The organism is Afipia sp. OHSU_II-C1, assembly GCF_000497575.1.
In the GTDB taxonomy this organism is placed as follows: domain Bacteria; phylum Pseudomonadota; class Alphaproteobacteria; order Rhizobiales; family Xanthobacteraceae; genus Afipia.
Genome location: NZ_APJI01000007.1, coordinates 40,760 through 65,468, shown reverse-complemented (window position 1 = coordinate 65,468; position 24,709 = coordinate 40,760). Strand labels below are relative to the sequence as shown.

The following is a 24,709-nucleotide window of genomic DNA, read 5'->3' as shown; positions in this document are numbered from 1 at the left end:
TCCGGCCCGGTCACGGCGACGCCACGAGACGATAGCCGATGCCGCGCACCGCTTGCAGGAACAGCGGATTGGCCGGGTCGCGCTCGATCTTGCGCCGCAGCCGGTTGATCTGAACGTCCACCGCGCGCTCGTTGACCGAGCCGTCGCCGCCGGTCAGCGCCCCGCGCGGCACGGTCTCGCCCGGCGTCGCGCTGAGAATACGCAGCATGTCGCGTTCGCGGTCGGTGAGATGGATGACCTTGTCGCCATCCCGCAATTCGCCCCGCTCGAGATGATAGACGTAGGGCCCGAACGCGACCGACTCGATCGCAGGCGCAACCGCCGGCGCGGCGCGCTTGAGAATATTGGCAATCCGCAGCACCAGTTCGCGCGGCTCGAACGGTTTGGCGACATAGTCGTCGGCGCCGATCTGCAAACCTTCGATGCGGCTCTCGGCCTCGTGCCGTGCGGTGAGCATGATGATCGGCACCGCCGAGGAGGTGCGGATCGAGCGCGCGAGATCGAAACCGGTTTCGCCCGGCATCATCACGTCAAGGATCAGGAGATCGAAATGCAGCCCGCTCAGCTTGGCGCGCGCGTCGGCGGCGCTCATGGCCGTGGTGACGCGATAGCCCTCGCCGGCCAGAAAGCGGGACAGCAGATCGCGGATGCGGCGGTCGTCGTCCACCAGCAGCAGATGCGGCGCGTCATCGGCCGGCTGGCGGCCGGTTCGCTCCTGTATCGAGATCGCTGTCACCTTGAATCCTTCGCCGTCTGGCGGCTGCCTCGGAGAATTTCCTCCAGCACCTTGTCGGGATCGGTGTGGTCGATCATGCCCAGCAAAAACCGCCGCACGGTGTCGGCGCTTTCCGGCCCGATCGCTTCAAGCGCCCGCGTGATGCGTGCGGTCTGCAATCCCGCAAGCTTCGCCACAAGGGCCTCGCCCTTCGCCGTGGCGAAAAGAAGACGCTGCCGCCGGTCGTTGTCGCCGGCCTTCTGGACGATATAGCCCTCGTCGAGCAACTGCTTCAGAACGCGACCGAGCGACTGCTTGGTGATCCGCAGCACGTCGAGCAGATCGGCGACTTTCAAACCCGGATAGCGGGTCACGAAATGCACCACCCGGTGATGGGCGCGGCCGAAACCGAACTCTTCCAGCACGTGATCCGCATCGCCGACGAAGTCCCGGTAGGCAAAAAACAGCAGCTCGATGATGTCCCAGCGCAAAGAACCACCCCCCGGTACGGTGGAACCGGCGGCGACGTCAGGGGTATGAGCTCCTGTCTTCATAAATTTTATGTCAGCCATATTGACGTATATAGGTCTCAATGTTACAAAAACTGCAATGACGACGAAATATTAGTTCGTTTCGTCGCTCATCCTTGGTCCTTAAGTTCGCAGAGACGCCTGCAGTGGCGACAGGTCCAGGACGCAATTTCTTTCAACGTGCGATTGTCGAGCGGCATTTCGGCAAACATACTGGACTTCGCGCCTTCCGCCAAAGCGGAAACCGGCCCTCGGGCCGGCGGGGCCTGGTCCAAGACCTGAACCAACCAGCCCGCCGCCGCGTGGACTGCAATCAAGAGCCGGGAGAAGACCCCATGGGAATTTCGGGAGTTTCATTCGACAAGATCGACGGCGAGATCCTGCTGGAATTCGAAACGCAGCCTGCGTCGAATCCGACATCCGACAAGGACCGCGCGGCGAAACTCGTTGACCCTGGCTTCGGGCGGGTTTTCACCGACCATATGGCTGTGGTCCGCTACAGCCAAGGCAAGGGCTGGCATGGCGCGCGCGTCGAATCCCGCGCGAACTTCGCGCTCGATCCGGCAACAGCCGTCCTGCACTACGCTCAGGAAATTTTCGAAGGCCTCAAGGCGTACAGGCGCGACGATGGCGGCGTGAACCTGTTCCGTCCCGACGCCAATGCCAAACGCTTCCGCAGTTCAGCCGAGCGGATGGCGATGGCGCCGCTGCCCGAGCCTGTGTTCATCGAGGCGGTCGAGCGGCTCGTGCGCATCGACCGCGACTGGATTCCCGGCGGCGAAGGCAGCCTCTACCTGCGCCCCTTCATGATCGCCAACGAAGTCTTCCTCGGGGTGAAGCCGTCCGCCGAATACATCTTCGCGGTGATCGCGTCGCCGGTCGGCTCCTATTTCAAGGGCGGCCCTGCGCCGGTGTCGATCTGGGTGTCGGAGAACTACACGCGCGCCGCGATCGGCGGCACCGGCGCCGTCAAGTGCGGCGGCAATTACGCCGCAAGCCTGCGTGCGCAGGCGGAAGCTATCGATCACGGCTGCGATCAGGTGGTCTTCCTGGATGCGGTGGAGCGCCGCTACATCGAAGAACTCGGCGGCATGAACGTGTTCTTCGTGTTCGACGACGGCTCGCTGCTGACGCCGCCGCTCGGCACCATCCTGCCGGGCATCACGCGGGACTCAATTATCGCGCTCGCGAAGGAAACCGGCACGCGCGTGCGCGAGGAAACCTACACGATCGACCAGTGGCGCGCGGACGCGGCCAGCGGCAAGCTGAAGGAAGCCTTCGCCTGCGGTACGGCAGCGGTCATCTCGCCGATCGGCAAGGTGCGTTCCGCGAGCGGCGATTTCATTATCAACGGCGGCGCTGCCGGCCCGGTTGCAATGGGGCTGCGCAAGCAGCTGGTCGACATCCAGTACGGCCGCGCGGCCGATGAGCATAACTGGATCAGAAAGGTTCTGTGACCGGCGGCGGCGCGCTATCCCATTGTGACCGCGTGCCGCCGTGCATCACACTGACTCACCATGAAGTCCACCAGCGCGCGCACCGAGGGCAGCAATCCGCGTCGCGACGGAAACACCGCGTGAATGATCCCGCTCTTGGGAATCCATTGCGGCAGGACGGGAACGAGTCGTCCCGCCTGGACATCCTGCCAGACCATCATGGTCGGCAGCTGCACAATGCCGACGCCCTTGATCGCGGCCTCGCGCAGCGCCGCCATATCGTCCGTCACGAGTCGCGGATCGTGAGGAACGGTTGCCGCCGTTCCGTCGGAATGGTCGAGCGACCAGCTGTGCTCGCGATGCGGTGGCCCGAGATCGAGACTGGGCAAGCCATGCAGGTCGGCCGGACTTTTCAGCTGCTTTCGCTCCTTTAACAACGAAGGGCTGGCGACGAGACACTGGGTGCTCTCGTCAAGCCGGCGCATCACCAGTTCGGTATGCTCAAGCGGCGGAAACCGCACCCTGATCGCAATATCGAATCCTTCGCCGATCACATCGACCCGCCGGTTGGTGCTCTCCAGATGAATCTCGACGTGCGGATTGGCGATCATGAATCGCGCAATCATCTCGCCGAACTGAAAATTGATCAGCGCAGTCGGACACGCCATCCGGATCACGCCCCGCGGCTCCGAGCGGACGCGTTCGATCACCGACTGCGCGGCTTCGGCCTCGACCAGCACGGCCACGCAGCGCTCGTAATACTCCTGTCCAATCTCGGTCACAGAGAATCGCCGCGTGGAACGCTGGATCAGCCGCACGCCGAGCCGCTCTTCGAGCAGCGCGATCCTGCGGCTCAGCTTCGATTTCTGAATCCCCAGCGCACGCCCCGCGGCGGCAAAGCCGCCGCGATCGACCACCTGGACGAAATAATAGAGATCGTTGAGGTCCTGCATTGTCCTATTTATAGGACACAGAGTGCATTCTCGCAATCTTCTGGCGTGACTGTTCCGATAATACAACCAGTGCATCAGCAATCGGGGATCGCCCCGATGCCCAGGAGATCCATCATGAAGAAGGTTCTTGGCACTTACAGCAATCCCAACATGCACTGGATCGGCGACGGTTTTCCGGTCCGCTCGCTGTTTTCCTATGACAGCCTCGGAGAGCATGTCAGTCCGTTCCTGCTGCTCGATCAGGCCGGACCGTACAGTTTCGGGCCCGCATTCAAACCGCGTGGCGTCGGTCAGCACCCGCATCGCGGCTTCGAGACCGTGACAGTCGTCTACGACGGTGAGGTTGAACACCGGGATTCCACCGGCAAGGGCGGCGTGATCGGCCCCGGCGACGTGCAGTGGATGACCGCGGCCGGCGGCATCCTGCACGAGGAGTTTCACTCGAAGGGTTTCACGCGGAGCGGCGGGCCATTTCGCATGATCCAGCTCTGGGTGAATCTCCCCGCGAAGGACAAGATGAGCAAGCCGGGCTATCAGACGATTACGGATAGCGACATCCCCGTGGTCGATCTGCCCGGCAACGCGGGGCGGGTGCGGGTGATTGCGGGGGCCTTAGACGGCCGCAAGGGACCGGCGCGGACGTTCACGCCGATCAATCTCTGGGACGTGAGAGTGAACCGCGACGCGGCCGTCACCCTCGATCTTCCCGAGGGTCACACGACCATGCTTGTCGTTGTCGCCGGCCGGATCACCGTCAACGGCACGCAGGACGCCGGCGAGGCCGAAATGGTGATGCTCGACCGCAACGGCAGCAGTGCGACCATCGACGCAAGCAGCGATGCGATCGTGCTGGTGCTGACAGGCGAACCGATCGATGAGCCGATCGTCGGCTACGGCCCGTTCGTGATGAACAGCGAGGCTGAAATCCGTCAGGCCGTTGACGATTTCAACTCGGGCCGTTTCGGCGAGATCGCACGCGCGTAAACCAATGCTCCGGCCTGACTGACCAGGCCGGAGCATTTTTTTCGAAAACATCCCATCAGCGGCGGAGCGCTCGCCCCGCCCGACCGGCGGAGGCGTGGCCTGCGCGCGGCACCCTTGCGAGCATCTCAAAGAAGGAAGGAAAAACTATCATGACCAGCGAAGCCATCCGCGATCCGGCCAAGGATCATCTGCTCACGCCGCAAAACTCGGCATTCATCGTTATCGACTATCAGCCCGTTCAGGTGAACTCGATCGCCTCGATGGACCGCCCGGCTCTCGTCAAGAACATCGTCGGCACCGCGAAAACCGCGATCGCCTACGGTCTTCCCGTCGTCCACTCCACGGTCAACGTGAAGACCGGCCTCAACAAACCGCCGATCCCTCAGCTCGCGAAGGTGCTGGCGGACTATCCCACCTACGACCGCACCACGATCAATTCATGGGAAGACGTCGAATTCCTGAAGGCGGTGAAGGCCACCGGCCGCAAGAAACTGATCATGACCGCGCTGTGGACCGAAGCGTGCCTGACGTTCCCCGCGCTCGACGCACTCAAGGAAGGCTACGAAGTCTATGTCGTGGTCGATGCGGTCGGCGGCACCTCAGCCCTCTCGCACGAGATGGCGCTGCGCCGGATCGAGCAGGCGGGCGGCAAGATGATTACCCTCGTGCAGCTGCTCTGCGAGCTTCAGCGCGACTGGAAACGCACCGACACCGTGCCCGCATTCCTCGATATCAACATCGAGCTGGGCGGCACCGCCGGTCTCCAGTTTGCCTGGGACCAGGCTGAGCGCGCAAAGAAGTAAGCGCCCGGAGCGGAATCGCAATACAGGCGCGCCGCTACCCAGCGGCCGCCTTCCACATCTTATAAATGTCTTCCGCGCCTTCCGGCCGCACCGGCACATACGCCACCTTGAGTGTCCGATGTTCTGCAACCGGCCGCGCCATCTCCGCATAGATCGCCGCCGTCGACAGCCCGTAGGGCTCGCCGTCCTCGTTGGAATAGGCGTAAGTCACTTCGGTGATGCCGGTGAGATGCATCGCCGCGAGGCACATCGGGCACGGATGGCCGCTCGCATAAATGACGCAGCCGTCAAGGCGCGGCGAACCGAGTGCGCGGCTCGCTGCGCGGATCGCCTGCAATTCTGCGTGTGTCGTCGGATCGCCGGTGGCTCCAATTTCATTCACGCCCGTTGCAATCACTTTGCCGTCCTTCACCAGCACGGCGCCAAACGGCCGGCCGCCGCGACGGACGTTGTCACGCGCAAGATCGATCGCCTCGCATAGAAAGCGTTCAGCCGACATGCCGTCCCTCCTCAGGCCAGCGCCTCTGCCGGAATCCAGAACACCTCGCCGTCAGAGTCCTCGGTGTCGAGCCACAGCAGCGGCAGGTTCGGATAGGCATCCCCCAACACATCGCGGCCGCGGCCGATCTCACACAACAGCCCGCCGTCCGGCGTCAGGTGATCCTTCGCCTCATCCAGAATCCTGCGCACGAGATCGAGGCCGTCGTCGCCGCCATCGAAAGCAATCGAGGGTTCATGCAGGCATTCGCGCGGCAGGCCCGCCATGCCTTCCGCATCCACATAGGGCGGATTGGTGATGATGAGGTCGTAGCGCGCATCGCCGATGGCGTCGAACAGATCGCCTTCGTAGAGCGAAATCCGGTCCTCAAGACCGTAATCGGCGACATTGCGCGCGGCGACCGCCAGCGCATCCGGTGAAATGTCCACCGCATCGACGGTCGCGTTGGGAAAGCTCTGACAGGCAAGGATCGCGAGACACCCCGAGCCGGTGCACAGATCGAGCACGCGTGTGATGTTGCCCGGATCGTCGATCAGCGACCCGCCTTCCTCTTCGAGGTCACCACCGAAATGCGAATCCAGCAGTTCGCCGATAAAGGAGCGCGGCACAATGGTGCGCTCGTCGACATAGAACGGCAGGCCGCGCATGTAGATCTTGTTGACGAGATAGGCCGAAGGTTTCCGGGTGGCGATGCGCTTGTCGATCAGCGCAAGAATTTTCGCGGCCTCTTGCGAGGTGACCCGCGCATTGGCGAACATCTCGAACTGGTCGGGATGCAGGTGCAGCGTCTCGCAGACGATGAACGCCGCTTCCGCCACCGGATCGGTGGTACCGTGGGCGAAAACCAGCCCGGCCTCGACGAATCGGCTCACGCCATAGCGCACCAGATCGAGCAGCGTCAGCAACTCACCGGGTGCGGCCTTGAGCGGCTTTGCGGCCTTCAACACCGTCTTCGGCTTTGCGCCCGCGCGCTTCGCAGACGCCTTCTTTTTCGCCGCAACGGATTTCGCTTTCTTCGCCATCACTTCTTCCAGCGCGCTGCTGCGTTGTCGTCATGGGCCTGCGCATCGACCCAGACCGTGTTGTCGTCCGTGCGTTGCTCGGATTTCCAGAACGGCGCGTTGGTCTTGAGATAGTCCATCAGAAATTCCGCGGCCTGAAACGCCGCCTCGCGATGCACCGACGCGGTCAGCACCAGCACGATGTTGTCGCCCGGCACGACGCGGCCAAAACGATGGATCACCGTGACCCCGGTCAGCGGCCAGCGCGCGATCGCCTCAGACACATGCCGTCCGATTTCGGCTTCCGCCATGCCGGGATAATGCTCCAGCGTCATCGCGGCGATGGCCTGATCGCCCTCGCCGCCGCGGCAGATGCCGGAGAAGCTCACCACGGCGCCGATGTCGGTGTTGCCCTTGGTCAGCGCCGCGATTTCCGCGGCGATGTCGAAATCCGCGGACTGGATCCGGATGGTGACGGGGGTCGTCATCGGAGGGTCAGCCGCCGGTCATCGGCGGGAAGAACGCGATCTCGCGCGCACCGGCGATCGCGGTGTCAGGCTTTACATGGGTATGGTCGATGGCGGCGCGGATCGTGCGCGGCGAAGCGAAGGCGCTGGCGTATTCCTCGCCGCGCGCCACCAGCCACTGCATCAGGTCGGATACGGTGTGCACGCTCGCCGGCGGCTCCAGCGTTTCCTCGGCCTTGCCGACGCGTTCGCGCACCCATGCGAAATACAGAACCTTCACCGGTCTTCCTCGGTCAGATGATGGATTCCCGCGCGGAGGTAATCCCATCCGGTGTAGATGGTGAGAATCGCCGAAATCCACAACAGCACGATGCCGATCAGGACGGTCGGCGGCAGGATCATTTCGCCCGCCTCGCCTGCAATCAGGAAGCCGATCGCCACGAGCTGCACGGTCGTCTTCCATTTCGCCAGTTGCGACACCGGTACGCTGATGCGGATGGCCGCGAGGTACTCGCGCAGGCCCGACACCAGAATCTCGCGGCACAGGATCACAATGGCTGCCCACAGCGACCAGCCGCGAATGGTTTCATCCGCCGCCAGCATCAAGAGGCACGACGCCACCAGGAGCTTGTCCGCGATCGGGTCGAGCATCTTGCCCAGCGACGATTGCTGGTCCCAGATCCGGGCGTAATAACCATCGAGAAAATCGGTGACGCCCGCCGCGATGAAGACGAACAGCGCCACCCAGCGCAGCCACAGCGGCGCGCCCATGATGGATTGCGCATACATGCAGCCGATCACCACCGGAATCGCGGCAATCCGGGAGTAAGTCAGGATATTGGGCAAAGACAGCGAGCGCTTTGCTGGCTTCGGGGCGGCGACACTGGTCATGATGTTACCAATACTGCGAAAGTGTCCGCGTCAACAGCCCGTTGGGCGCATTTGGGGTAAGTCTAATTGCTGGCGGCGGGTGTGCGGTCACCCGCTGCCGGGGTGGAAGAAATCGAAGATTTTACGTGCACTTTCAGCGCTCACGCCCGGAACCTTGCCGAGATCGGCCACCGAGGCCCGCTCGATTTCCTTCAAGGTCCCGAAATGATGCAGCAGGGCACGTTTGCGTGACGGGCCGATGCCGGGGATTTCCTGCAGTCCGGCCTCGCGGATGTCCTTCTTGCGCAGCTTGCGGTGCGAGCCGATGACAAAGCGATGCGCCTCGTCGCGCAGCCGCTGGATGAAGTACAGCACCGGATCGCGCGGCTCGAGCTTGATCGACGGCCGGTCCGGCATGAACAGGGTTTCGCGCCCGGCGTCGCGGTCCGGCCCCTTGGCCACCGCGATCAGCGACACATCCGTCAGGTTCAGTCCGGTGAAAATCTCGCGCGCGGCATTGAGCTGGCCCTGTCCGCCGTCGATGATCACAAGATCGGGCCATTGCGGCACGGCATCGTCGCTTCCCTTGTCCGGCTTCTTGCCGTCGGATGCACCGCCGATCAGCCGCTTGAAGCGCCGCTCCAGCACTTCGCGCATCATGCCGTAGTCATCGCCCGGCGCGAGACCTTCCGACTTGATGTTGAACTTGCGGTACTGATCCTTCAGGAAGCCTTCCGGCCCCGCGACGATCATCGCGCCGACCGCATTGGTGCCCTGGATGTGGCTGTTGTCATAGACCTCGATCCGCTTCGGCACGCGCGGAAGGCCAAGCGCCGTCGACAGCCCTTCCAGCAGCCGCGTCTGTGTGGCGGTATCGGCGAGCTTGCGGCCGAGCGCTTCGCGCGCATTGGTCAGCGCGTGCCCGACAAGTTCTTTTTTCTCGCCCCGCTGCGGCGTTGAAACCTCCACCCTGGACCCCGCCTTGACGCTGAGCGCCTCTGCCAGCAGGTCCTGATCCTCGACACGATGCGACAGCAGGATCAGCTTCGGCGGCGGCTTGTCGTCATAGAACTGCGCGAGGAACGAGCCGAGCACCTCGCCGGCATCGATCGATTTGTCCGCGCGCGGGAAGTAGGCGCGGTTGCCCCAGTTCTGGCCGGTGCGGAAGAAGAACACCTCGACGCAGGAATAGCCGCCTTCCTGATGGATCGCGAACACATCCGCTTCTTCCACGGTGCGCGGGTTGATGCCCTGCTGCGACTGGATCGCGGAGAGTGCGGCAAGACGGTCGCGATACAGCGCGGCGCGCTCGAATTCGAGTTCGTGCGACGCCTTCTCCATCTCGCCCGCAAGTTCCTGTTTCACCAGCCGCGAGCGGCCAGAAAGAAACTCATTCGCCTCGCGCACCAGTTCGGTGTAGCCGGGAAAATCGATCTCGCCGGTGCAGGGACCCGAGCATCGCTTGATTTGGTAAAGCAGGCACGGCCGCGTCCGGCTCTCGAAGAATGAATCGGTGCACGAGCGCACCAGAAACGCGCGCTGTAGCGCCGTGATGGTGCGGTTGACGGCGCCGACCGACGCGAACGGGCCGAAGTAACGGCCAGGCCGGGTCTGTGCGCCGCGATGCTTGACGATCTGCGGCGCCCAGTGATCGCCGGTAATGAGAATGTAGGGGAACGACTTGTCGTCGCGCAGCTGCACGTTGAAGCGCGGACGAAGCTGCTTGATGAGGTTGGCTTCCAGCAGCAGCGCTTCGGTCTCGGTCGCAGTGGAGATCATCTCCACATTGGCGGTCATCGCGATCATGCGCGCAATGCGCGCCACCTGACCTGTCGGGCGCGCATAGGACGCGAGCCGCTTCTTCACGCTCTTGGCCTTGCCGACATAGAGCACGTCGTTGGCCGCGTTGAGCATGCGATAGACGCCGGGCGAGGTCGGCGCGAGTTTCACCGCGCGCTCGATCGCCGCACGTCCGATAGCGAGCGCGCCTTCACCGGTGAATTCGGCGGAATCATCGACCGGTTCCGGAAGACGTACTTCCTCATCTTCCTCGGCCGGGATCGAGGCCGGGTCGAGATCCTGTCCGCGCAGGCTCCGTGCGGAAGGTTCCTGCGGAAACGCGTCCGGCGCCGGCTGATCCGGTGGCTGCGTCGGGTCGGAGGTGTCGTGAATCATGGCCAGAACTTAAGGGCTGCGAGGTCATTCATCCAGCAGGGGCCCACGCGCGGAGGAACCCGGTCCGGCTTCCGGCACGCGGGCGCCGCGCCCGATTTGTAACACTTTCTTAAGGATGTGAATGGGGCGGCGGGCCACCTTAACGACCACTTAACATAAAACTCTCGATAAATTTTATGCAGAAAAGGCGGATTTCCGTAACCACGCGGAGCCGCTGCGCCTCGAAGGACTAACAACGGCCACGCCGACGTGCGCGTGAGGAGAGTTAAGATGAGCAAGAAGATTTTTGGCGCGATCATCGCCGCCGCAACATGCGTGAGTGCGTCCGCGCAGGCAGCAGACATGTACGGCCGCCGCCCGTATGCACAGCCCTATACGGTCGCGCAGCCGCTCGCCAACAGCTGGATCGGCCCCTATATCGGCGGCAATCTCGGCTATGGCTGGGGCGACGTGTCCAACAGCGGCGCGAAGCCGTCTGGCGTGCTCGGTGGACTTCAGGCCGGTTACAACTGGCAGAACGGCGCGTGGGTGGCCGGCATCGAGGCCGACATTCAGCTCAATTCGTCGGACGATACATTCGCCGCGTGGAAATTCTCCAACCCCTGGTTCGGCACCGTGCGCGGCCGCGTGGGTTACGCGTTCAACAGCATCCTGCTTTACGGCACAGGCGGTCTCGCATTCGGCTCGCTGAAGGCCCAGTTGCCGGGCGGCCTGTCGGAAACCAACACGTCAGCGGGCTGGACGGTCGGCGCCGGCGCTGAATTCGCGATCAATCAGAACTGGTCCGCCAAGGTCGAGTATCTCTATGTCGATCTGAGCGAGAAGAACTTCCTGATGACCGGTGTGTCGAACGGTTACCAGTTCAGCACGGTCCGTGTCGGCGTCAACTACCGCTTCTGATCGAACCGCGTATCCGCGATCCATCATCCCGGGCCTTGCGCCCGGGATTTTTATTTCGGCCATGACGTCCTGCAATATCAGGGCGAAATCACGAGATTGACCGCCTTCGGTCCCTTGCCCTTCTTGTCGGGCTCGACTTCAAACGTAATACGCTGTCCTTCGATCAGATCCTTCAAGCCCGCGCGCTCGACCGCAGTGATGTGCACGAACACATCGCGTCCGCCGTCATCCGGTTTGATGAAACCGTATCCACGTTCAGCATTGAAGAACTTGACGACACCTATCATGGCCATCGGGAACCCCTCCCCGCATTGCACCTCCGGCGCGCAACGCGCGTCGGTCAGGCCCGGCATTCACTGCCGGAAAGCGGCGACCTTGAAGAGCGCCTCCCAAAACCGGAAACGCCCGGGGCCTCTCGTCATTCCGCCGCGGCCATTCGCGGGCGCGGAACGTAAAAGCCGACCTTCACGCCCGTAGCATAATACGGTTCCCGGCAAATTGGCCATGCCGCATTTGGGTTAATTCGCGCGAACGAAATCACGGCATCTGACAATCGCTGCGCGTGCAGTGCATCAGGCGCGTATCGTCTCGATCCGAAAGCGGCCCGCACCGCCGAGGCCCAACGGCTTCTCGAGTTCGTGCAGGATCGACCTCAACTCCGCGGCGAGAGTCCATGGCGGATTGACGATCAGCAGGCCGGCGGACACAAGTCCCGAGTCCGGCGTCTGCGGTGCGACGCTGAATTCGACACGAAGACATCGCGCGTCGCTGCTGCCAGTGTTCGCCACGCGCGCCACATGTTCCGCCAGTGAGTCGGTCGCGCGGCGCTCTTTCACCGGATACCAGAGCATGTAGATGCCGGTCGGCCATTTGGCATACGCCGCACTGAAGCCGTCCGCCAGCCGCTTGAACTCGTCGCGGCTCTCGAACGGCGGATCGATCAGCACCAGCCCGCGCCGCTCCTTCGGCGGCACGAACGCGGGCAATCCGGTCCAGCCGTCGAGATCGACCACGCGCGCCTGCTCGTCGCGGCGCAATGCGGAGATCAATTGCTTGCGTGCATTCGGCTCCAGTTCGCAGGCGACCAGACTGTCCTGCGGCCGCAGCAACGCGCGCGCGATCAGCGGCGATCCCGGATAGGCGGTGAGATCGCGCTGCGGATTAAACGCGCGGACGATGTCGAGATACGGCGCGACCAGCGTCATCACCTGTTCGGACAGACGCGCCTGCATCAGCCGCGCAATGCCGGTGCGCCACTCGCCGCCGCGCTCGGCCTCACTGCTTGTCAGATCGTACAGCCCCGCGCCGGCATGGGTGTCGATCACGCGAAATGCGGCGGGCTTTTCATGCAGATAGGTGAGGATGCGCGCCAGCACGATGTGCTTGATGACATCGGCGAAATTTCCGGCGTGGAATGCGTGACGGTAGTTCATGCGCGACAGTTACGACATCGCGCGATGAAAGTAACCTGTGCTTATCCCCCGCGCACCGGCGGCATCACCACCTTGTCGCGACGGCAGGACCGGCGGTCGATTTCCTCGCAGGCGCGGAACTGCAAATCCTTGCTCATGCAGATGCGCACTTCGTTGAGGCGCTTGCTGTCGCATTGCACGGCAATCGCCGAACTCGACAGGCCGGGATTGGCCTTGATGAAGGCGTCTTCGACGTCGCCGGGGCTGACCAGTTTGGTGTCGGACAATTCGAGATAGTCGGCGGGAATCTTCACCGCCGCGCGGGCCTTGCGGATGGTCTCAAAGTACGCGCGCGCCCCCAGCCCCGAGCAGGTGCCGTGCTTGTCCCATTCGTTGTAGATCAGTCCCGGCGCCGGCATCAGATCAAGCATCGAGGTCATGACATTGCGATCGAGCCTCGGCGACGGCCGCTGGCAGTAGTTTGGAAAGCCGCGATCGTATTGCGGCCACAGCCCGTGCACGACAAAGGAAAACGGCCGGCCCGCACACTGGGCCTGGATGCCACGTCCGGAATTGCCGCGCTCATGCGCGGCCTGACAGAACGACGGCGACCACGATAGCGAGAGCACATAGAAATCGAATTCACCGGGGGCGTTCTGGCGCTTGTCCTGCGCCGCCGCCGAGCCCGCGATCACGCCGGCGATCGCAAGGCCGAGCAGCGGAGCGATCAGGCGGCGGAGTGAAGGAAAGAAATCAGCGCGGAAAAAACCAAATGAAACACCCGTGGCCGACGAAACGGACCTGAAACCGGACATGGCAACGCCCCCTACTCTCACCGCATCCTCCGGCCAGCACCGGATTTTTACGTGCGGATGACCCTGCTCAAAGCCTAGTCAGGCCACAGGAACATTTCAAGAACAAAATCGCCCCGTCCACCGCGACGCGGACGAGGCGCTCTGATGATAACGGGATGATTCGCGAAGCTTACGGGCGCGCCGCCTTGCAGGCCCAGTTGCGGTCGAGACCGACCACACACCATTCGACGCCCGAGTCGAATCCGGCGAAGCCGCCGTCCTCGATGATCGAGTAGTGCACCTGACGCGCGCGACCGTCGTTCAGCATGGCGCTGGCGGTGCAGAAGCGGCGTGGAATGCTGTCGTTTGCCCAGGCCCGGAAAGCAACCTCGTGGACGTTGGCGAAGCCCGTGATTTCAAGGGCGGAATTCCAGAACTTGCCCTCTTTTTCAGCGAACTGCTGGGTAATGGTGCCCAGAGCCTCGTTGCAGGGACGCATGTTCCCATCATAGCGCGGGCCGGACAGCCAGAAATTCCGCTCCAGCACATTGGCTGCCTCGGCGGCCGGGCTGAGCGCCATCAGGCCAGCCACGGTGCCAAGCGCCATGGCGAGAGTCAGTTTGCGAAGGGTCGAGAAAAGGTCGCGCATGGGAGCGGTCCACCGGAATCCGGGATGATGTTGTGCCGGAAGGTGCCGCGAAGCCACCAGCCGGTCAAGTGCAGCGCGGCAACACTTGGCCGCCAACCCCCGCCGAACCGCACGGGCATTCTTTCCATGACAGCCCGGCCGCCTTATGGTGCGGACGAGATTCCATGGGAGACGACGATGCGGATAACAGGCAAGGCGATTCTGGCGACGGTCTTCGGAGCGCTCATGAGTGCGCAAGCCAGCGCCGCCTGGTTCGACATCGACACGGTGCCGCCTTTCAAGGGCAACGACACCGGCGGCATCATCGCCTATTCGCTCTACAAGGAAGGCGCGGACGTCAAGGCGATGGCCCTCAATCACTGCGCCAGCTACGGCAAGTCGGTGAAGCTGACCGGCGTCGACGCCCAGTACGGCGGCTACATTTCCTTCGCCTGCGTCTGGGTTCATCCAGGTCATCTCGACCGGCCGCTGCGCGTCGGCTACTAAGCTCCGTTCAGGAGACCGCCCATGATGCGAGTGCTTCCGCTCTTTCGCATCATGGCATTGGCGATTTGCGGCAGCGGTCTTGCCGCCGTTCCGGCCTTCGCCGACCCGGTCGAAATGCCGAGCCGCAAGCCGGGACTCTGGAAACTGAAGCTGGACAAGGCCGGGGCCCAGACCATGCAGCAATGCACCGACGCCACCACCGAAAAAGAGATGGCGGCGACCTTCGGGCCGATGGCGAAGGAAATGTGCTCCAGGCAGGACATGAAGAAGACCGCGACCGGCCTGATCGTCGAGTCGACCTGCAAGATCGGCAACATGACGTCCGTCTCGCACACCGAGTTCAGCGGCGACTTCAACTCGGCCTACACGGTGACCACCACATCGAAGAACAGCGGTGGCCCGGCGGGCATGCCTGCCGAAACCACCAATGTGCTCGAAGCGAAATGGATCGGCGCCTGCAAGCCGGATCAGAAGCCCGGCGACATCATGATGCCCGGCGGCATGAAGATGAATATCAAGGACATGAAGGCGATGCGGCCGAAGCAGTGATTGCGTAAGGCCTTCTCTAAGCGCGTCGTCCCCGCGAAAGCGGGACCCATACTCCCTGTCGTCGAATTTTATAAGAGACGCCGCCGTCTGCATCTCATCGGATGGCTCGGTGGTTAGGGATCCCCGCTTTCGCGGGGATGACGACCGAGGGTGTGTGGATTTCGTTACTTCCCGATCTTCCAGGGATCGTACTTTTCTTTCGAATCCGGAACGTTCTTCATCGCGGCCTTGGCGGCGGCTTCTTCGCGGGCCATGCGCTTCTGCGGATCCTCGCCCTTGGTCTGGGACCCTCCGCTCGTGTCGGGACGGCCCCTGCCCTGCGCATGGGCCTGCCCCGCAAACAATACAGCGGCTGCAACAGCAATCAGGACGAGGCGCATCGGATATCTCCGTGGGAGGCTGGCGGCCGGAAACTAGCTCCGTTCATGGGCCGAGAACAATCAGAAATGCTCAATATCCGGCGCGGCGCCTGTCAGACGACGCCGAACCGCTTTTCAAAAGCCGCGACATTGATCACGCCGCGCCGATGGGTGCCGTCGCCGATCTTGCGGGAACCGTCCCACGCCTCCACGTCGAACAGTACGCTCTTCGGATCGATCTGCCGGACAAGTGACGACACGCGCACCGTACGTCCGACCGGCGTCGCCGCCAGATGCCGGACGTTCACCTCCATGCCCACGCTGACATGGCCTTCCGGCAGCAGGCGCGCGATGGAGGCGGTGCAGGCCTCCTCCATGTGCAGGATCATGACGGGTGTCGCATAGACCGGCGGCATGGTCGCCAGGAAATGCTGCACGGTCATGTCGTGCGTCACCGTGACGATCCTCTCACCGGGAATGCCGACGGTGACTTTCTCAAGCGTGCTCATGCAAACGTCCTGAATCCGAAGTTCGCTTCGGGCTATTTTGCCGCCGCCTTGCGCTCAAGGAACGTCTTGCCGCCCTTCATCTTGTGGGTCAGCGGCGCCTCGTTGATCTGCACCGTCACGACCTCCGCATCGACGCCGAGGTTCTTCACTAGCGCCTGGGTGATGTCCAGCATCATGCCCTTCTTCTGCTCGTCGGTCCGTCCGGCGGCCATGTTCACGATTACCTCAGGCATGCTCGTTTCCCTTTTTTCTTTGCGACAGAAATTGTCAGACGTGAAACTTCAATCCATCGACGATCTTGTCAACCACCTTGCGCTCGGCACGGAACGCCAGCCCGACCAGATTGAGATCGGCGCGGATGACGGCCTGCACCGCCGCCCGGTTGGCGGCGTCATGGGTGGTCTTGAACATGTCCTCGGTATAGACGGCGGGCTTCACGTCGCGCACCAGGGCGCGTTCGAGCGCACGCGACAGCGCCGGCCGGTCCGCGCCGTAGATCAGGATCGGCTGACCGATCAGCGCATGATAGTTCGTGCCGGACTTGTCTTCGTAAGGCGCGCCGACACATTCGGGAAACGCCGCCGCGATGCCGCTGGCGAGGAAGGCCGCGACGTTCAGCTTCTGCCATGTTTCGAGATCGGTGCGGATGACAAGGGCAACCTTGGTGTCGAACTGCATGCGCGACCGTTACTGTTCTTATTTTTCGTTGGCCCAGGGCACATTGTGGCGCTCGAGAATTTCGCGAACCTTTCCGACCAGTTCGCTTTCCTTGCAGGCGATCTGGGCCTGCGTCTGCTTCTGCAGATAGTCGTCGCGATTGCCGGTATCTCCAGCAAGCTCCGCACCGATGATCAGATCCTTGATCTGAACTTCGCCCTTCGCTTTCTCGTCGCCCCCCTGAATGACCACACATGGGGAGTTGCGCCGGTCGGCATACTTGAACTGGACACCGAGGTTGTTCTTCGGATTGCCGAGATACATCTCGGCGCGAATGCCCGCGCTGCGCAGCGTCGCGACGAACTTTTGGTATTGCGCGATCTCGTTGCGATCCATCACCACGACGACGACCGGACCGAACTCGGGCGTGGTGTCGATCTTGCCGAGCAGCGTCAGCGCCGCCTGAAGCCGCGACACGCCGATGGAGAAGCCTGTCGCAGGGACAGGTTCGCCGCGAAAGCGCGACACAAGCCCATCATAACGTCCGCCGCCGCCGACCGAACCGAAGCGCACCGGTCGGCCCTTTTCATCCTTGGTGTCGAGCAGCAGTTCAACCTCGTAGACCGGGCCGGTGTAGTATTCGAGGCCGCGCACGACAGTCGGATCGATGCGAATGCGATCACCGTAATCACGCACAAGCGCGGCGATTTCTCTCAACTCGCGCTGGCCTTCCGGCCCGGACCTGGTTGTTTCAAACCGGCTTTGCAGCTCATTCAGCCCGTCGAAGTTATCGCCGCGAGACGGCTGGCCAACCGCCCCCAGCACGAATTCGATTTGCGTCGGCGTCAGGTTCGCGCCCTTGGTAAAATCGCCCTTGCCTTCTTCGCCGCCGTCCCAGCGGCCAGCGCCGAGCAGCTTGCTAACTTCAGCAGCCGAAAATTTATCCAGCTTGTCGACCGCGCGCATAACGGTCAGCCACTGGCCGTCGCTCTCAATGCCGATCGCTTCCCGCACGCCGTCGAGCACCTTGCGGTTGTTGACCTTCACCACATACTGGCCGCGCGGAATGCCCAGCGCTTCCATCGTGTCCGCCGCCATCATGCACATCTCGGCGTCGGCGGCAGGTGAAGCGCTGCCAACGGTGTCGGCGTCGAACTGCATGAACTGCCGGAAGCGGCCGGGACCGGGCTTCTCGTTGCGATAGACATAACCGTTGCGGTAGGAGCGGTACGGCTTCGGCAACGTCTCGAAATTCTCCGCGACATAGCGCGCCAGCGGCGCGGTCAGATCGTAGCGCAGCGAGATCCACTGCTCGTCATCGTCCTGAAACGAGAACACGCCTTCGTTAGGCCGGTCCTGATCGGGCAGGAACTTGCCGAGCGCGTCGGTGTATTCCATTGCCGGGGTTTCCACCGGCTCAAACCCGTAGCGCTCATAGACCTCGCGGATTGTCTCCACCATCTGCCGCGTGGCGGCGATCTCAGCGGGCGTGCGGTCCACGAGGCCACGCGGCAGGCGCGCGCGCAGTTTCTGGGGCTTCTTGGGCTTTTTGTCGGACATAGATTTTCGTGCGTTCCGATATCCAAATAATCTGGATATTGACCCACGGGTTATCAGCCGAGGCGCAAGCGAGCAACCGTGCTCTCTTATCCCTCCCCCTTGTGGGGAGGGTGGCGCGTTGTGAGCGAAGCGAACGATGCGCCGGGTGGGGGTACGCGCGGACGAAGGCCCCCACCCCGGCCTCCGTTTCGCTCGGCCGACCCTCCCCACAAGGGGGAGGGATTGTTCAATCGTCGTGCATCAAAGGACGGAGAAACTAATTCACCAGCACCGCGCCGTCGCAGCGCACGCCGGTGACCCAGACATCCGCCTGGCCAAGACCCACGCCCAGCGTCTGCAACACCGAGTTGAGCAGCGTGTCGATCGAGCCGGTGGCGCCGCCGATGATACTGGCGACCAGCGCGCCGATGCCGGGAATCGGCAGGCCGAGTGGCCCGAGTTGCACGCCGAGTTGCAGGTCGCCGAGAAGGCTCGACGTCAGCGACGAAGTGAACGATGTGGTGTTCACCGTCTTCTTGGTCTGCGCCTGAATGTCGGCATAGCTGAAGGTCACGCTGGTCGGCGACGCGTTCGCCATCGTCGCATGCGCCCGGCCCGTGACCTGGATCGCGCCGAGATTGACGATGTTGACCGCCGGCGGATTCGGCTTGGTGGAGAAATTCGTCATCATGCTGGACGTCACATCGCCGACCCACGCATCGACAATGCCGGGAGAAACGCCGAGCGTCACCGTCGAGGTGTTGACGTTGGGATAGCCGCACGACACGGCGTTAAGCGTCGCGGTGCCCGCCGCGATCTCGACATAGACCGGAAGATTGACCACCGACACCGCGCCTGAACCGACAAGCTGTATCTTGAGCAGAACGCGCGTCTGCGCGGTGTGCACGCTGGCTCCCACCTGTCCGACCGTGATCCAGCTTGTTCCCACCGGCCGCTCGCCGACGGTGGCCTGCAATGTGACGCCGGCGATGCCCGGCAGCGACAGGTTCACATTGGCCGCGATCTGGTTGGTGCCGTTGGCCAGCGCCGCCATGGCCGAGAGCAGATCGAGCGCCGAGACGTTTGCGCCGACCTTCGGCTTCTGCCCGACGGTGAGACCGGAATACGGTCCAACACTGATCAGCGCCTTCGGCGTGATCCGCGTGGTCAGGCCCGACATCGCCGACGACAAACTCGAGAGCGCTGCAATCGCGCCGCTGTTGCCGGCCGCTGCGGTCTGCAGCGCTGCCACGATATCCGTCACCTTCAGGTTGCTGTTCAGCAGCGTGTCGTAGCTCACACCGGTCAGGTTGACCCGCGTTGCCAGCGCCGAGAGGAAATCGAACGCATCGATCTTCGCGCTGAGCAGCGCGTTGTAGTCCATCGCCGACAGCGACAGGGTTGTCCCGAGCATCCCGCCGAGCAGCGAATTCAGCAGACCGCCGTTGAGCGACACCAGCCGCGACCCGATCGCGAAACTGGCGAGCCGTGTGGTGCTGGCGATCGCGGTCGCCTTGAGATTCCACTGGCTGTCCCCGGTCAGCACCTTGCCGAAATACAGCGGCGTCCTGGTCTGCATGGTGACCCGCACCGCGTTGGCGGGCGTGGCCGCCGCCACGAAGCGCTGCTGCGGCGTCAGGGATGCATTCGCCGTGTAAACACCGGGTTCGACAGCCACGAGCGACTCCGGTGGATAGTTGTTCTTGGCGACGGTCGCCGCAGCAGCGCGGGACGCATTGGTCAGGTCGCTCGCGGCGACGAGCGCCGCGAGGTCGGCAGCACTCTGGGTCCGCCGCTTGTCGGCGAAGATGGCGCCGACATCGACGCCGAGCGCCGCGCAGGCGATCACGAGCAGCAGACTGGCCGCGCCCATGATCGCGATATTGCCGCGCTCATCGGCGGAGAAACGTCGAAGCAAGCTGCGCATCACAACCTCCCGAGACTTCTTCTGTTCAGTATCCCCCGCGCGGGATCGCCGCCGAGCGCACGATGGCAGGCGACGGCATCGGCACGAATGTGGGCAACGAATAGATGAACATGCCGGAGGCGTCGTAATTGACGGAGACGACGAAGACGTTGGCGTCGGAGACCGACGTCGCGGCGTTGACGGTGAGCTTTGCCGGATCGATCAGCGGGTAGGTATTGACGTTGCCGGTGATGTAGCTGCTGGCGAGCGTGCTGCGCTCGCTTTCGCTCAATCCCGCGACCGAGGATCGCGCGGCTTCGGCAGCAAGCTGCTGCACACCGTGAACCACTGCGAGATAGGAGCCGTACATGATGATGCCGAACACCATCATCAGGAACACCGGCGCAATCATCGCGAACTCGACGGCGATGGCGCCCTCGTGGGCGGCGCGGAATTTTTCGAACAGTGTGCGGGCCTGTTTCATGACGGGCATTTGCGCACACAACCTTTAAGGGCAAACTAATTCATACAACTACTATTGGTAGTAGTATTTTCCGGCTGTGATCCGTGCCTTCACTTACGGGCGACCATGCGCCGCGATGCGTTCCGAACGACCCCGGAAACTGATAGGCTCTCTTTCCAAGAAAAAACTTGCTCCTTGCCGGAAGGAACGACCTTTGAATATTCAGCACCCTCGCCCGAACGTCGCGACGCCGAACGATCTTGACGCTTTCTGGATGCCGTTCACGGCCAACCGGGCGTTCAAGGCCAGACCGCGCATGCTCGCCGGCGCCAAGGACATGCACTACTTCACCGCCGATGGCCGCAGCATCCTCGACGGCGCCGCCGGCATGTGGTGCAGCAACGCTGGCCACAACCGCGACCCGATCGTGGACGCGATCCAGAAGCAGGCCGCGACCCTCGATTACGCGCCGCCGTTCCAGTTCGCTCATCCGAAAGCCTTCGAACTGGCCAGCCGCATCGCTGCGCTGGCGCCGAAGGGCCTCGAGCATGTGTTCTTCTGCAACTCCGGTTCGGAAGCGGTCGACACCGCGCTGAAGGTGGCGCTGGCCTATCACAACGGCCGCGGCGAGGCCGGACGCACCCGGCTGATCGGCCGCGAGCGCGGCTATCACGGCGTCGGCTTCGGCGGTATTTCCGTCGGCGGCATGGTCAACAACCGCAAGATGTTCGGCACACTGCTGACCGGCGTCGATCACCTGCCGACCACCTATGACCGCGAAAAGCAGGCCTTCACCAAGGGCGAGCCTGAGTATGGCGCGCATTTCGCCGACGAGCTCGATCGCATTGTCGGCATCCACGGTCCCGGCACCGTCGCCGCCGTGATCGTCGAGCCGATGGCGGGCTCCACCGGCGTCATTGCATCGCCCAAGGGCTATCTGCAGCGGCTGCGCGAGATCTGCGACAAGCACGGCATCCTGCTGATCTTCGACGAAGTCATCACCGGTTATGGCCGCCTCGGCTATGCCTTTGCGGCGGAACGCTACGGCGTACTGCCGGACATGATCACCTTCGCCAAGGGCGTCACCAACGGCGCGGTGCCGATGGGCGGTGTCCTGATCCGCGACGCGATCTACGATTCCTTCATGAAGGGTCCGGAGCACGTCATCGAGCTGTTCCACGGCTACACCTATTCGGCCCATCCGCTGGCCTGCGCGGCCGGTCTCGCCACCCTCGACATCTACCGCGAGGAAGGCCTGTTCGAGCGCGCACGGGCGATGGAACCGAAATGGGCCGACGCCGTGATGGCGCTGCGCAAGGAGCCGAACGTGGTGGATATCCGCACCGTCGGCATCACCGCGGGCATTGATCTGGCGCCTAACAAGGAGGGTCCCGGCAAGCGCGGCTTCGAGGCGCTGGACTCGGCGTTCCATGACAACGACCTGATGATGCGGGTGGCGGGCGATACCCTCTGCCTGACCCCGCCGCTGATCATCTCGGAGAGCCAGGTCGGCGAGATCATGGACAAGATCGCCAAGGTGATCCGCGCGGTCGCCTGACCGTGCGTGATTTCCGCTCCCTGAATTAAGGCAACCTTCGCGGCTGCCTTAAGAATTTCGCGCCGAATCAAACTTGATGCTAAGCTCAGCCCCGTTCGGGGTTGGGCAGGCTTCATGATCCGCATTTCGACGATTTTCATCGCCATCTGCATGGTGCTGATCGCAGCGTCGCTTGGCCTGCTGCTGTATTCGCTGGCGGGCCTCAGCATCTCCGAATCCGCCATTGTCGCGCTGACCGCGCTGACCTTCCTGATCCTCTACAACGCGGTGTCGATGCGGCTGCGCGATCGCACCGACGTCGGCAGCCAGATCGCCGACCTGTCGCGCGGCACGGCGGACCTCGCACGCCAGGTCGCAGAGTTCGGACGCCGCATGAGCGCCATCGAAATCCGGCTGTCGGCGATCGATGCGAGCGGACAGGAACGCGTCCAGACCGTCGCGAGCGAAATCAGCGAACTGGGCTCGCTGGTCAAGCAGCTGGCGTCGTCCGTCGCGGCCCATGACGAGCTTCTCGCAAATGCCGTCAGCACGCTTGCCGAACAGCAGGTTGCAGAACCTGTCAGCGCTCCGGCGAATGAGACGGACCATGTTGCTCCGGCGGCTGACATCAGCGCGCCTGCGCCCGCTCAACCAGCCGACGCACGGCCCGCAACCGCCAATCTCAACAACACCCAGCTTCTCGTTGCGGTGAGAAACGCCATCGAGGCCAACCGCATCGACCTGTTTCTCCAGCCGATGGTGACGCTGCCCCAGCGCAAGGTGCGGTTCTATGAAGCCGTGGCGCGCGTGCGCGACGACAAGGACCAGTTGCTGACCGCAAGCGAATTCATCGGCACGGCGGAAACCGCAGGCCTGATCGGCCAGATCGACCACACCGTGCTGCTGCGCTGTGTGCAGGTGTTGCGGCGGCTGATGGTGCGCTCGAAGGATGTCGGCGTGTTCTGCAACATCTCGGGCACCACGCTGAGCAATCCCTCGGTGTTCGGCCAGTGCCTCGATTTTCTCGAAGCCAACCGCATCCTGGCGCCGTCTCTCGTTCTCGAATTCAAGCAGAGCACCTTCCGCCATCTCGGCCCGGTGGAGAGCGAGCATCTCGCAACGCTGCAGCGGCTCGGCTACGGCTTCTCGATCGACAACGTCGCCGACCTGCGGCTCGATCCGCGCGAACTCGCTGATCGCGGCGTCAAGTTCATCAAGGTCCCGGCGGCGATGCTGCTCGACCAGAAGCAGTTGTCATCCGCCGACATTCACGCCGCCGACCTGTCCGATCTGCTCGGGCGTTTTGGAATTGACCTCGTGGCGGAGCGAATCGAAGGCGAGCGCGCCGTGGTCGACCTGCTCGATTACGATGTCCGCTTCGGCCAGGGCTTCCTGTTCGCGCCGCCGCGTCCGCTGCGGCCGGAAGGCGCAGCCTCATCAACGGAACATGCCGCATCTGCCCCTTCGGCGGTTGACGCCCCCGCCCGGAAGGAAGAAAAAGCCGGCGTCCGGGCCGAGCCCCCTCGTGCGACGGGCACCGCTGCGCTGGTCCGCCGGGCATCTGCGCAGAAATAGCCAAAACCTCTGCACAGAGAAGTGATCTTTTTCCATGAAGCTGCCTGACGCCGCCGTGCTGCGATTCGCCGATCATTTGCGCGACCTCACCACCGGCGTGGATGTCATTCTCAGCGACGTCTGGGGCGTGATTCACGACGGCCTCACCGGCTTCGTTCCCGCCTGCGAGGCGCTGCAAACCTTCCGCAAGCAGGGCGGCACGGTGATCATGATCACCAACGCGCCGCGCCCGGCCGACTCCGTGCAGCGCCAGCTCCGCCGGATGAACATTTCCGACGAGACGTATGACGCTATCGTGTCGTCGGGCGACCTCACCCGCAGCTTCGTCGCCTCACACCATCAGCAGGCGGTTTTCCAGATCGGACCGGAGCGCGACAATCCGGTGTTTCGCGGACTCGACGTGAAGTTCACGACTATCGAGAACGCCGACTACGTCACCTGCACCGGCCTGTTCGACGACGAGACCGAAACCGCGGAGGATTATCGCGGCGTGCTGGAGCAGGCGCGTGCGCGCAATCTCACCTTCGTCTGCGCCAATCCGGACATCGTGGTCGAGCGCGGCGACCGGCTGATCTATTGCGCGGGCGCCATCGCCGAACTGTACCGCGACATGGGCGGCGAAGTGATCTTCTACGGCAAGCCGCACCGCCCGATCTACGATCGCGCGCTGGAGCTGGCTGCGGAGAAGCGCGGCACGTCCACGCCGCTCGACCGCGTGCTCGCGATCGGCGATTCCGTCCGTACCGATCTCAACGGCGCCAACGGAATGGGACTGGATTGCCTGTTCCTGACCCGCGGCATCCATGCGGTGGATTTCGAGGGGCTCGACGTCGCGGACGAATTCTCGGTGCGGCGGCTGTTCGGAGACGCCAAGCCGCCGTTCGCGCTGATGCGCGACCTGAAGTGGTGAGATTCAAATTCGGACTTCGCATCATCGTCGC

29 protein-coding genes are annotated in these 24,709 nt (G+C 63.2%); 9 read left to right on the top strand and 20 right to left on the bottom strand.

What is annotated here, in order from left to right; all coding sequences use genetic code 11:
- Nucleotides 1–10 precede the first annotated feature (10 nt).
- Together I554_RS0108510 and I554_RS0108505 are read right to left on the bottom strand one after the other, a co-directional pair.
- Nucleotides 11–736: a response regulator transcription factor gene (locus I554_RS0108510; RefSeq protein WP_024577729.1), complete on the bottom strand. Its 726-nt coding sequence runs from the start codon at nt 734–736 to the stop codon at nt 11–13.
- Complete coding sequence (locus I554_RS0108505; protein ID WP_051358583.1) at nt 733–1,269, bottom strand: MarR family transcriptional regulator; 537 nt, start codon at nt 1,267–1,269, stop codon at nt 733–735. Before I554_RS0108505 ends, I554_RS0108510 begins: the two co-directional genes overlap by 4 nt.
- 311 nt (nt 1,270–1,580) lie before the next feature.
- Here I554_RS0108505 and I554_RS0108495 point away from each other — a divergent pair, with 311 nt between their 5' ends.
- Nucleotides 1,581–2,702: a branched-chain amino acid aminotransferase gene (locus I554_RS0108495; protein WP_024577726.1), complete on the top strand. Its 1,122-nt coding sequence runs from the start codon at nt 1,581–1,583 to the stop codon at nt 2,700–2,702.
- Between the two features lie 14 nt (nt 2,703–2,716).
- On the opposite strand, the gene I554_RS0108490 is transcribed toward I554_RS0108495, so the two are convergent.
- The gene (locus tag I554_RS0108490; protein ID WP_024577725.1) at nt 2,717–3,634 is read right to left on the bottom strand and encodes a LysR family transcriptional regulator; all 918 of its coding nucleotides are present in this window, start codon (nt 3,632–3,634) and stop codon (nt 2,717–2,719) included.
- A 114-nt stretch (nt 3,635–3,748) separates the two neighbouring features.
- Here I554_RS0108490 and I554_RS0108485 point away from each other — a divergent pair, with 114 nt between their 5' ends.
- Complete coding sequence (locus I554_RS0108485) at nt 3,749–4,618, top strand: pirin family protein (RefSeq protein WP_024577724.1); 870 nt, start codon at nt 3,749–3,751, stop codon at nt 4,616–4,618.
- 149 nt (nt 4,619–4,767) lie between these two features.
- The gene (locus tag I554_RS0108480) at nt 4,768–5,421 is read left to right on the top strand and encodes a hydrolase (RefSeq protein WP_024577723.1); all 654 of its coding nucleotides are present in this window, start codon (nt 4,768–4,770) and stop codon (nt 5,419–5,421) included.
- Nucleotides 5,422–5,455: 34 nt separating this feature from the next.
- Here the strand turns inward: I554_RS0108480 and I554_RS0108475 are convergent, their stop codons facing one another.
- From I554_RS0108475 to uvrC, 6 genes are all read right to left on the bottom strand, one after another.
- Entirely contained in the window at nt 5,456–5,920 is a 465-nt protein-coding gene (locus I554_RS0108475) for a nucleoside deaminase (RefSeq protein WP_024577722.1), read from the bottom strand.
- Between the two features lie 11 nt (nt 5,921–5,931).
- On the bottom strand, nt 5,932–6,942 hold the full coding sequence (gene prmB, locus I554_RS0108470) for a 50S ribosomal protein L3 N(5)-glutamine methyltransferase (RefSeq protein ID WP_024577721.1): 1,011 nt from the start codon (nt 6,940–6,942) through the stop codon (nt 5,932–5,934).
- Entirely contained in the window at nt 6,942–7,409 is a 468-nt protein-coding gene (locus I554_RS0108465; protein WP_024577720.1) for a molybdenum cofactor biosynthesis protein MoaE, read from the bottom strand. The genes prmB and I554_RS0108465 overlap by 1 nt, the downstream gene beginning before the upstream one ends.
- Nucleotides 7,410–7,416: 7 nt before the next feature.
- The gene (gene moaD / locus I554_RS0108460; protein WP_024577719.1) at nt 7,417–7,668 is read right to left on the bottom strand and encodes a molybdopterin converting factor subunit 1; all 252 of its coding nucleotides are present in this window, start codon (nt 7,666–7,668) and stop codon (nt 7,417–7,419) included.
- Nucleotides 7,665–8,279: a CDP-diacylglycerol--glycerol-3-phosphate 3-phosphatidyltransferase gene (pgsA, locus tag I554_RS0108455; RefSeq protein WP_024577718.1), complete on the bottom strand. Its 615-nt coding sequence runs from the start codon at nt 8,277–8,279 to the stop codon at nt 7,665–7,667. The genes moaD and pgsA overlap by 4 nt, the downstream gene beginning before the upstream one ends.
- 87 nt (nt 8,280–8,366) lie before the next feature.
- Nucleotides 8,367–10,433 (bottom strand): excinuclease ABC subunit UvrC, encoded by a 2,067-nt coding sequence (gene uvrC, locus I554_RS0108450; protein WP_024577717.1) that lies wholly within the window; start codon nt 10,431–10,433, stop codon nt 8,367–8,369.
- Between the two features lie 270 nt (nt 10,434–10,703).
- Between uvrC and I554_RS0108445 the strand changes: the two genes are divergently transcribed.
- Entirely contained in the window at nt 10,704–11,333 is a 630-nt protein-coding gene (locus I554_RS0108445) for an outer membrane protein (RefSeq protein WP_024577716.1), read from the top strand.
- A gap of 77 nt (nt 11,334–11,410) precedes the next feature.
- On the opposite strand, the gene I554_RS0108440 is transcribed toward I554_RS0108445, so the two are convergent.
- The 4 genes from I554_RS0108440 to I554_RS0108425 form a co-directional block, all read right to left on the bottom strand.
- Entirely contained in the window at nt 11,411–11,626 is a 216-nt protein-coding gene (locus tag I554_RS0108440; RefSeq protein ID WP_024577715.1) for a cold-shock protein, read from the bottom strand.
- A gap of 279 nt (nt 11,627–11,905) precedes the next feature.
- On the bottom strand, nt 11,906–12,766 hold the full coding sequence (gene rlmJ / locus I554_RS0108435) for a 23S rRNA (adenine(2030)-N(6))-methyltransferase RlmJ (RefSeq protein WP_024577714.1): 861 nt from the start codon (nt 12,764–12,766) through the stop codon (nt 11,906–11,908).
- Nucleotides 12,767–12,807: 41 nt separating this feature from the next.
- Nucleotides 12,808–13,560: a ribonuclease T2 gene (locus I554_RS0108430; protein ID WP_024577713.1), complete on the bottom strand. Its 753-nt coding sequence runs from the start codon at nt 13,558–13,560 to the stop codon at nt 12,808–12,810.
- 169 nt (nt 13,561–13,729) lie between these two features.
- Nucleotides 13,730–14,188 (bottom strand): hypothetical protein, encoded by a 459-nt coding sequence (locus tag I554_RS0108425; protein ID WP_024577712.1) that lies wholly within the window; start codon nt 14,186–14,188, stop codon nt 13,730–13,732.
- 177 nt (nt 14,189–14,365) lie between these two features.
- Here I554_RS0108425 and I554_RS0108420 point away from each other — a divergent pair, with 177 nt between their 5' ends.
- Nucleotides 14,366–14,674, top strand: a complete 309-nt coding sequence (locus I554_RS0108420) for a hypothetical protein (RefSeq protein WP_024577711.1) — start codon at nt 14,366–14,368, stop codon at nt 14,672–14,674.
- Between the two features lie 21 nt (nt 14,675–14,695).
- A complete protein-coding gene (locus I554_RS0108415) occupies nt 14,696–15,223 on the top strand; it encodes a DUF3617 family protein (protein ID WP_024577710.1) in 528 nt (175 codons plus the stop codon).
- Between the two features lie 164 nt (nt 15,224–15,387).
- Here I554_RS0108415 and I554_RS0108410 read toward each other — a convergent pair whose 3' ends face one another.
- The 7 genes from I554_RS0108410 to I554_RS0108380 form a co-directional block, all read right to left on the bottom strand.
- The gene (locus tag I554_RS0108410) at nt 15,388–15,603 is read right to left on the bottom strand and encodes a hypothetical protein (RefSeq protein ID WP_024577709.1); all 216 of its coding nucleotides are present in this window, start codon (nt 15,601–15,603) and stop codon (nt 15,388–15,390) included.
- Between the two features lie 92 nt (nt 15,604–15,695).
- A complete protein-coding gene (locus tag I554_RS0108405; RefSeq protein ID WP_024577708.1) occupies nt 15,696–16,091 on the bottom strand; it encodes a thioesterase family protein in 396 nt (131 codons plus the stop codon).
- A 32-nt stretch (nt 16,092–16,123) separates the two neighbouring features.
- A complete protein-coding gene (locus I554_RS0108400; protein ID WP_024577707.1) occupies nt 16,124–16,324 on the bottom strand; it encodes a tautomerase family protein in 201 nt (66 codons plus the stop codon).
- Nucleotides 16,325–16,358: 34 nt separating this feature from the next.
- Nucleotides 16,359–16,769, bottom strand: a complete 411-nt coding sequence (locus I554_RS0108395; protein ID WP_024577706.1) for a DUF2000 family protein — start codon at nt 16,767–16,769, stop codon at nt 16,359–16,361.
- 18 nt (nt 16,770–16,787) lie between these two features.
- Complete coding sequence (gene hisS / locus I554_RS0108390; RefSeq protein ID WP_024577705.1) at nt 16,788–18,308, bottom strand: histidine--tRNA ligase; 1,521 nt, start codon at nt 18,306–18,308, stop codon at nt 16,788–16,790.
- Between the two features lie 256 nt (nt 18,309–18,564).
- Entirely contained in the window at nt 18,565–20,214 is a 1,650-nt protein-coding gene (locus tag I554_RS0108385; protein ID WP_024577704.1) for a pilus assembly protein TadG-related protein, read from the bottom strand.
- 25 nt (nt 20,215–20,239) lie between these two features.
- Complete coding sequence (locus I554_RS0108380; RefSeq protein ID WP_024577703.1) at nt 20,240–20,677, bottom strand: TadE/TadG family type IV pilus assembly protein; 438 nt, start codon at nt 20,675–20,677, stop codon at nt 20,240–20,242.
- Nucleotides 20,678–20,870: 193 nt separating this feature from the next.
- On the opposite strand from I554_RS0108380, the gene I554_RS0108375 reads away from it, so the two are divergent.
- The 3 genes from I554_RS0108375 to I554_RS0108365 all read left to right on the top strand — a co-directional run bounded on the left by I554_RS0108375 (nt 20,871) and on the right by I554_RS0108365 (nt 24,678).
- Nucleotides 20,871–22,214, top strand: coding sequence for an aspartate aminotransferase family protein (locus I554_RS0108375; RefSeq protein ID WP_024577702.1), 1,344 nt, complete (start codon nt 20,871–20,873; stop codon nt 22,212–22,214).
- 114 nt (nt 22,215–22,328) lie between these two features.
- Nucleotides 22,329–23,768 (top strand): EAL domain-containing protein, encoded by a 1,440-nt coding sequence (locus I554_RS0108370; RefSeq protein WP_024577701.1) that lies wholly within the window; start codon nt 22,329–22,331, stop codon nt 23,766–23,768.
- A gap of 34 nt (nt 23,769–23,802) precedes the next feature.
- Nucleotides 23,803–24,678: a TIGR01459 family HAD-type hydrolase gene (locus I554_RS0108365; protein WP_029659778.1), complete on the top strand. Its 876-nt coding sequence runs from the start codon at nt 23,803–23,805 to the stop codon at nt 24,676–24,678.
- Nucleotides 24,679–24,709 lie beyond the last annotated feature (31 nt).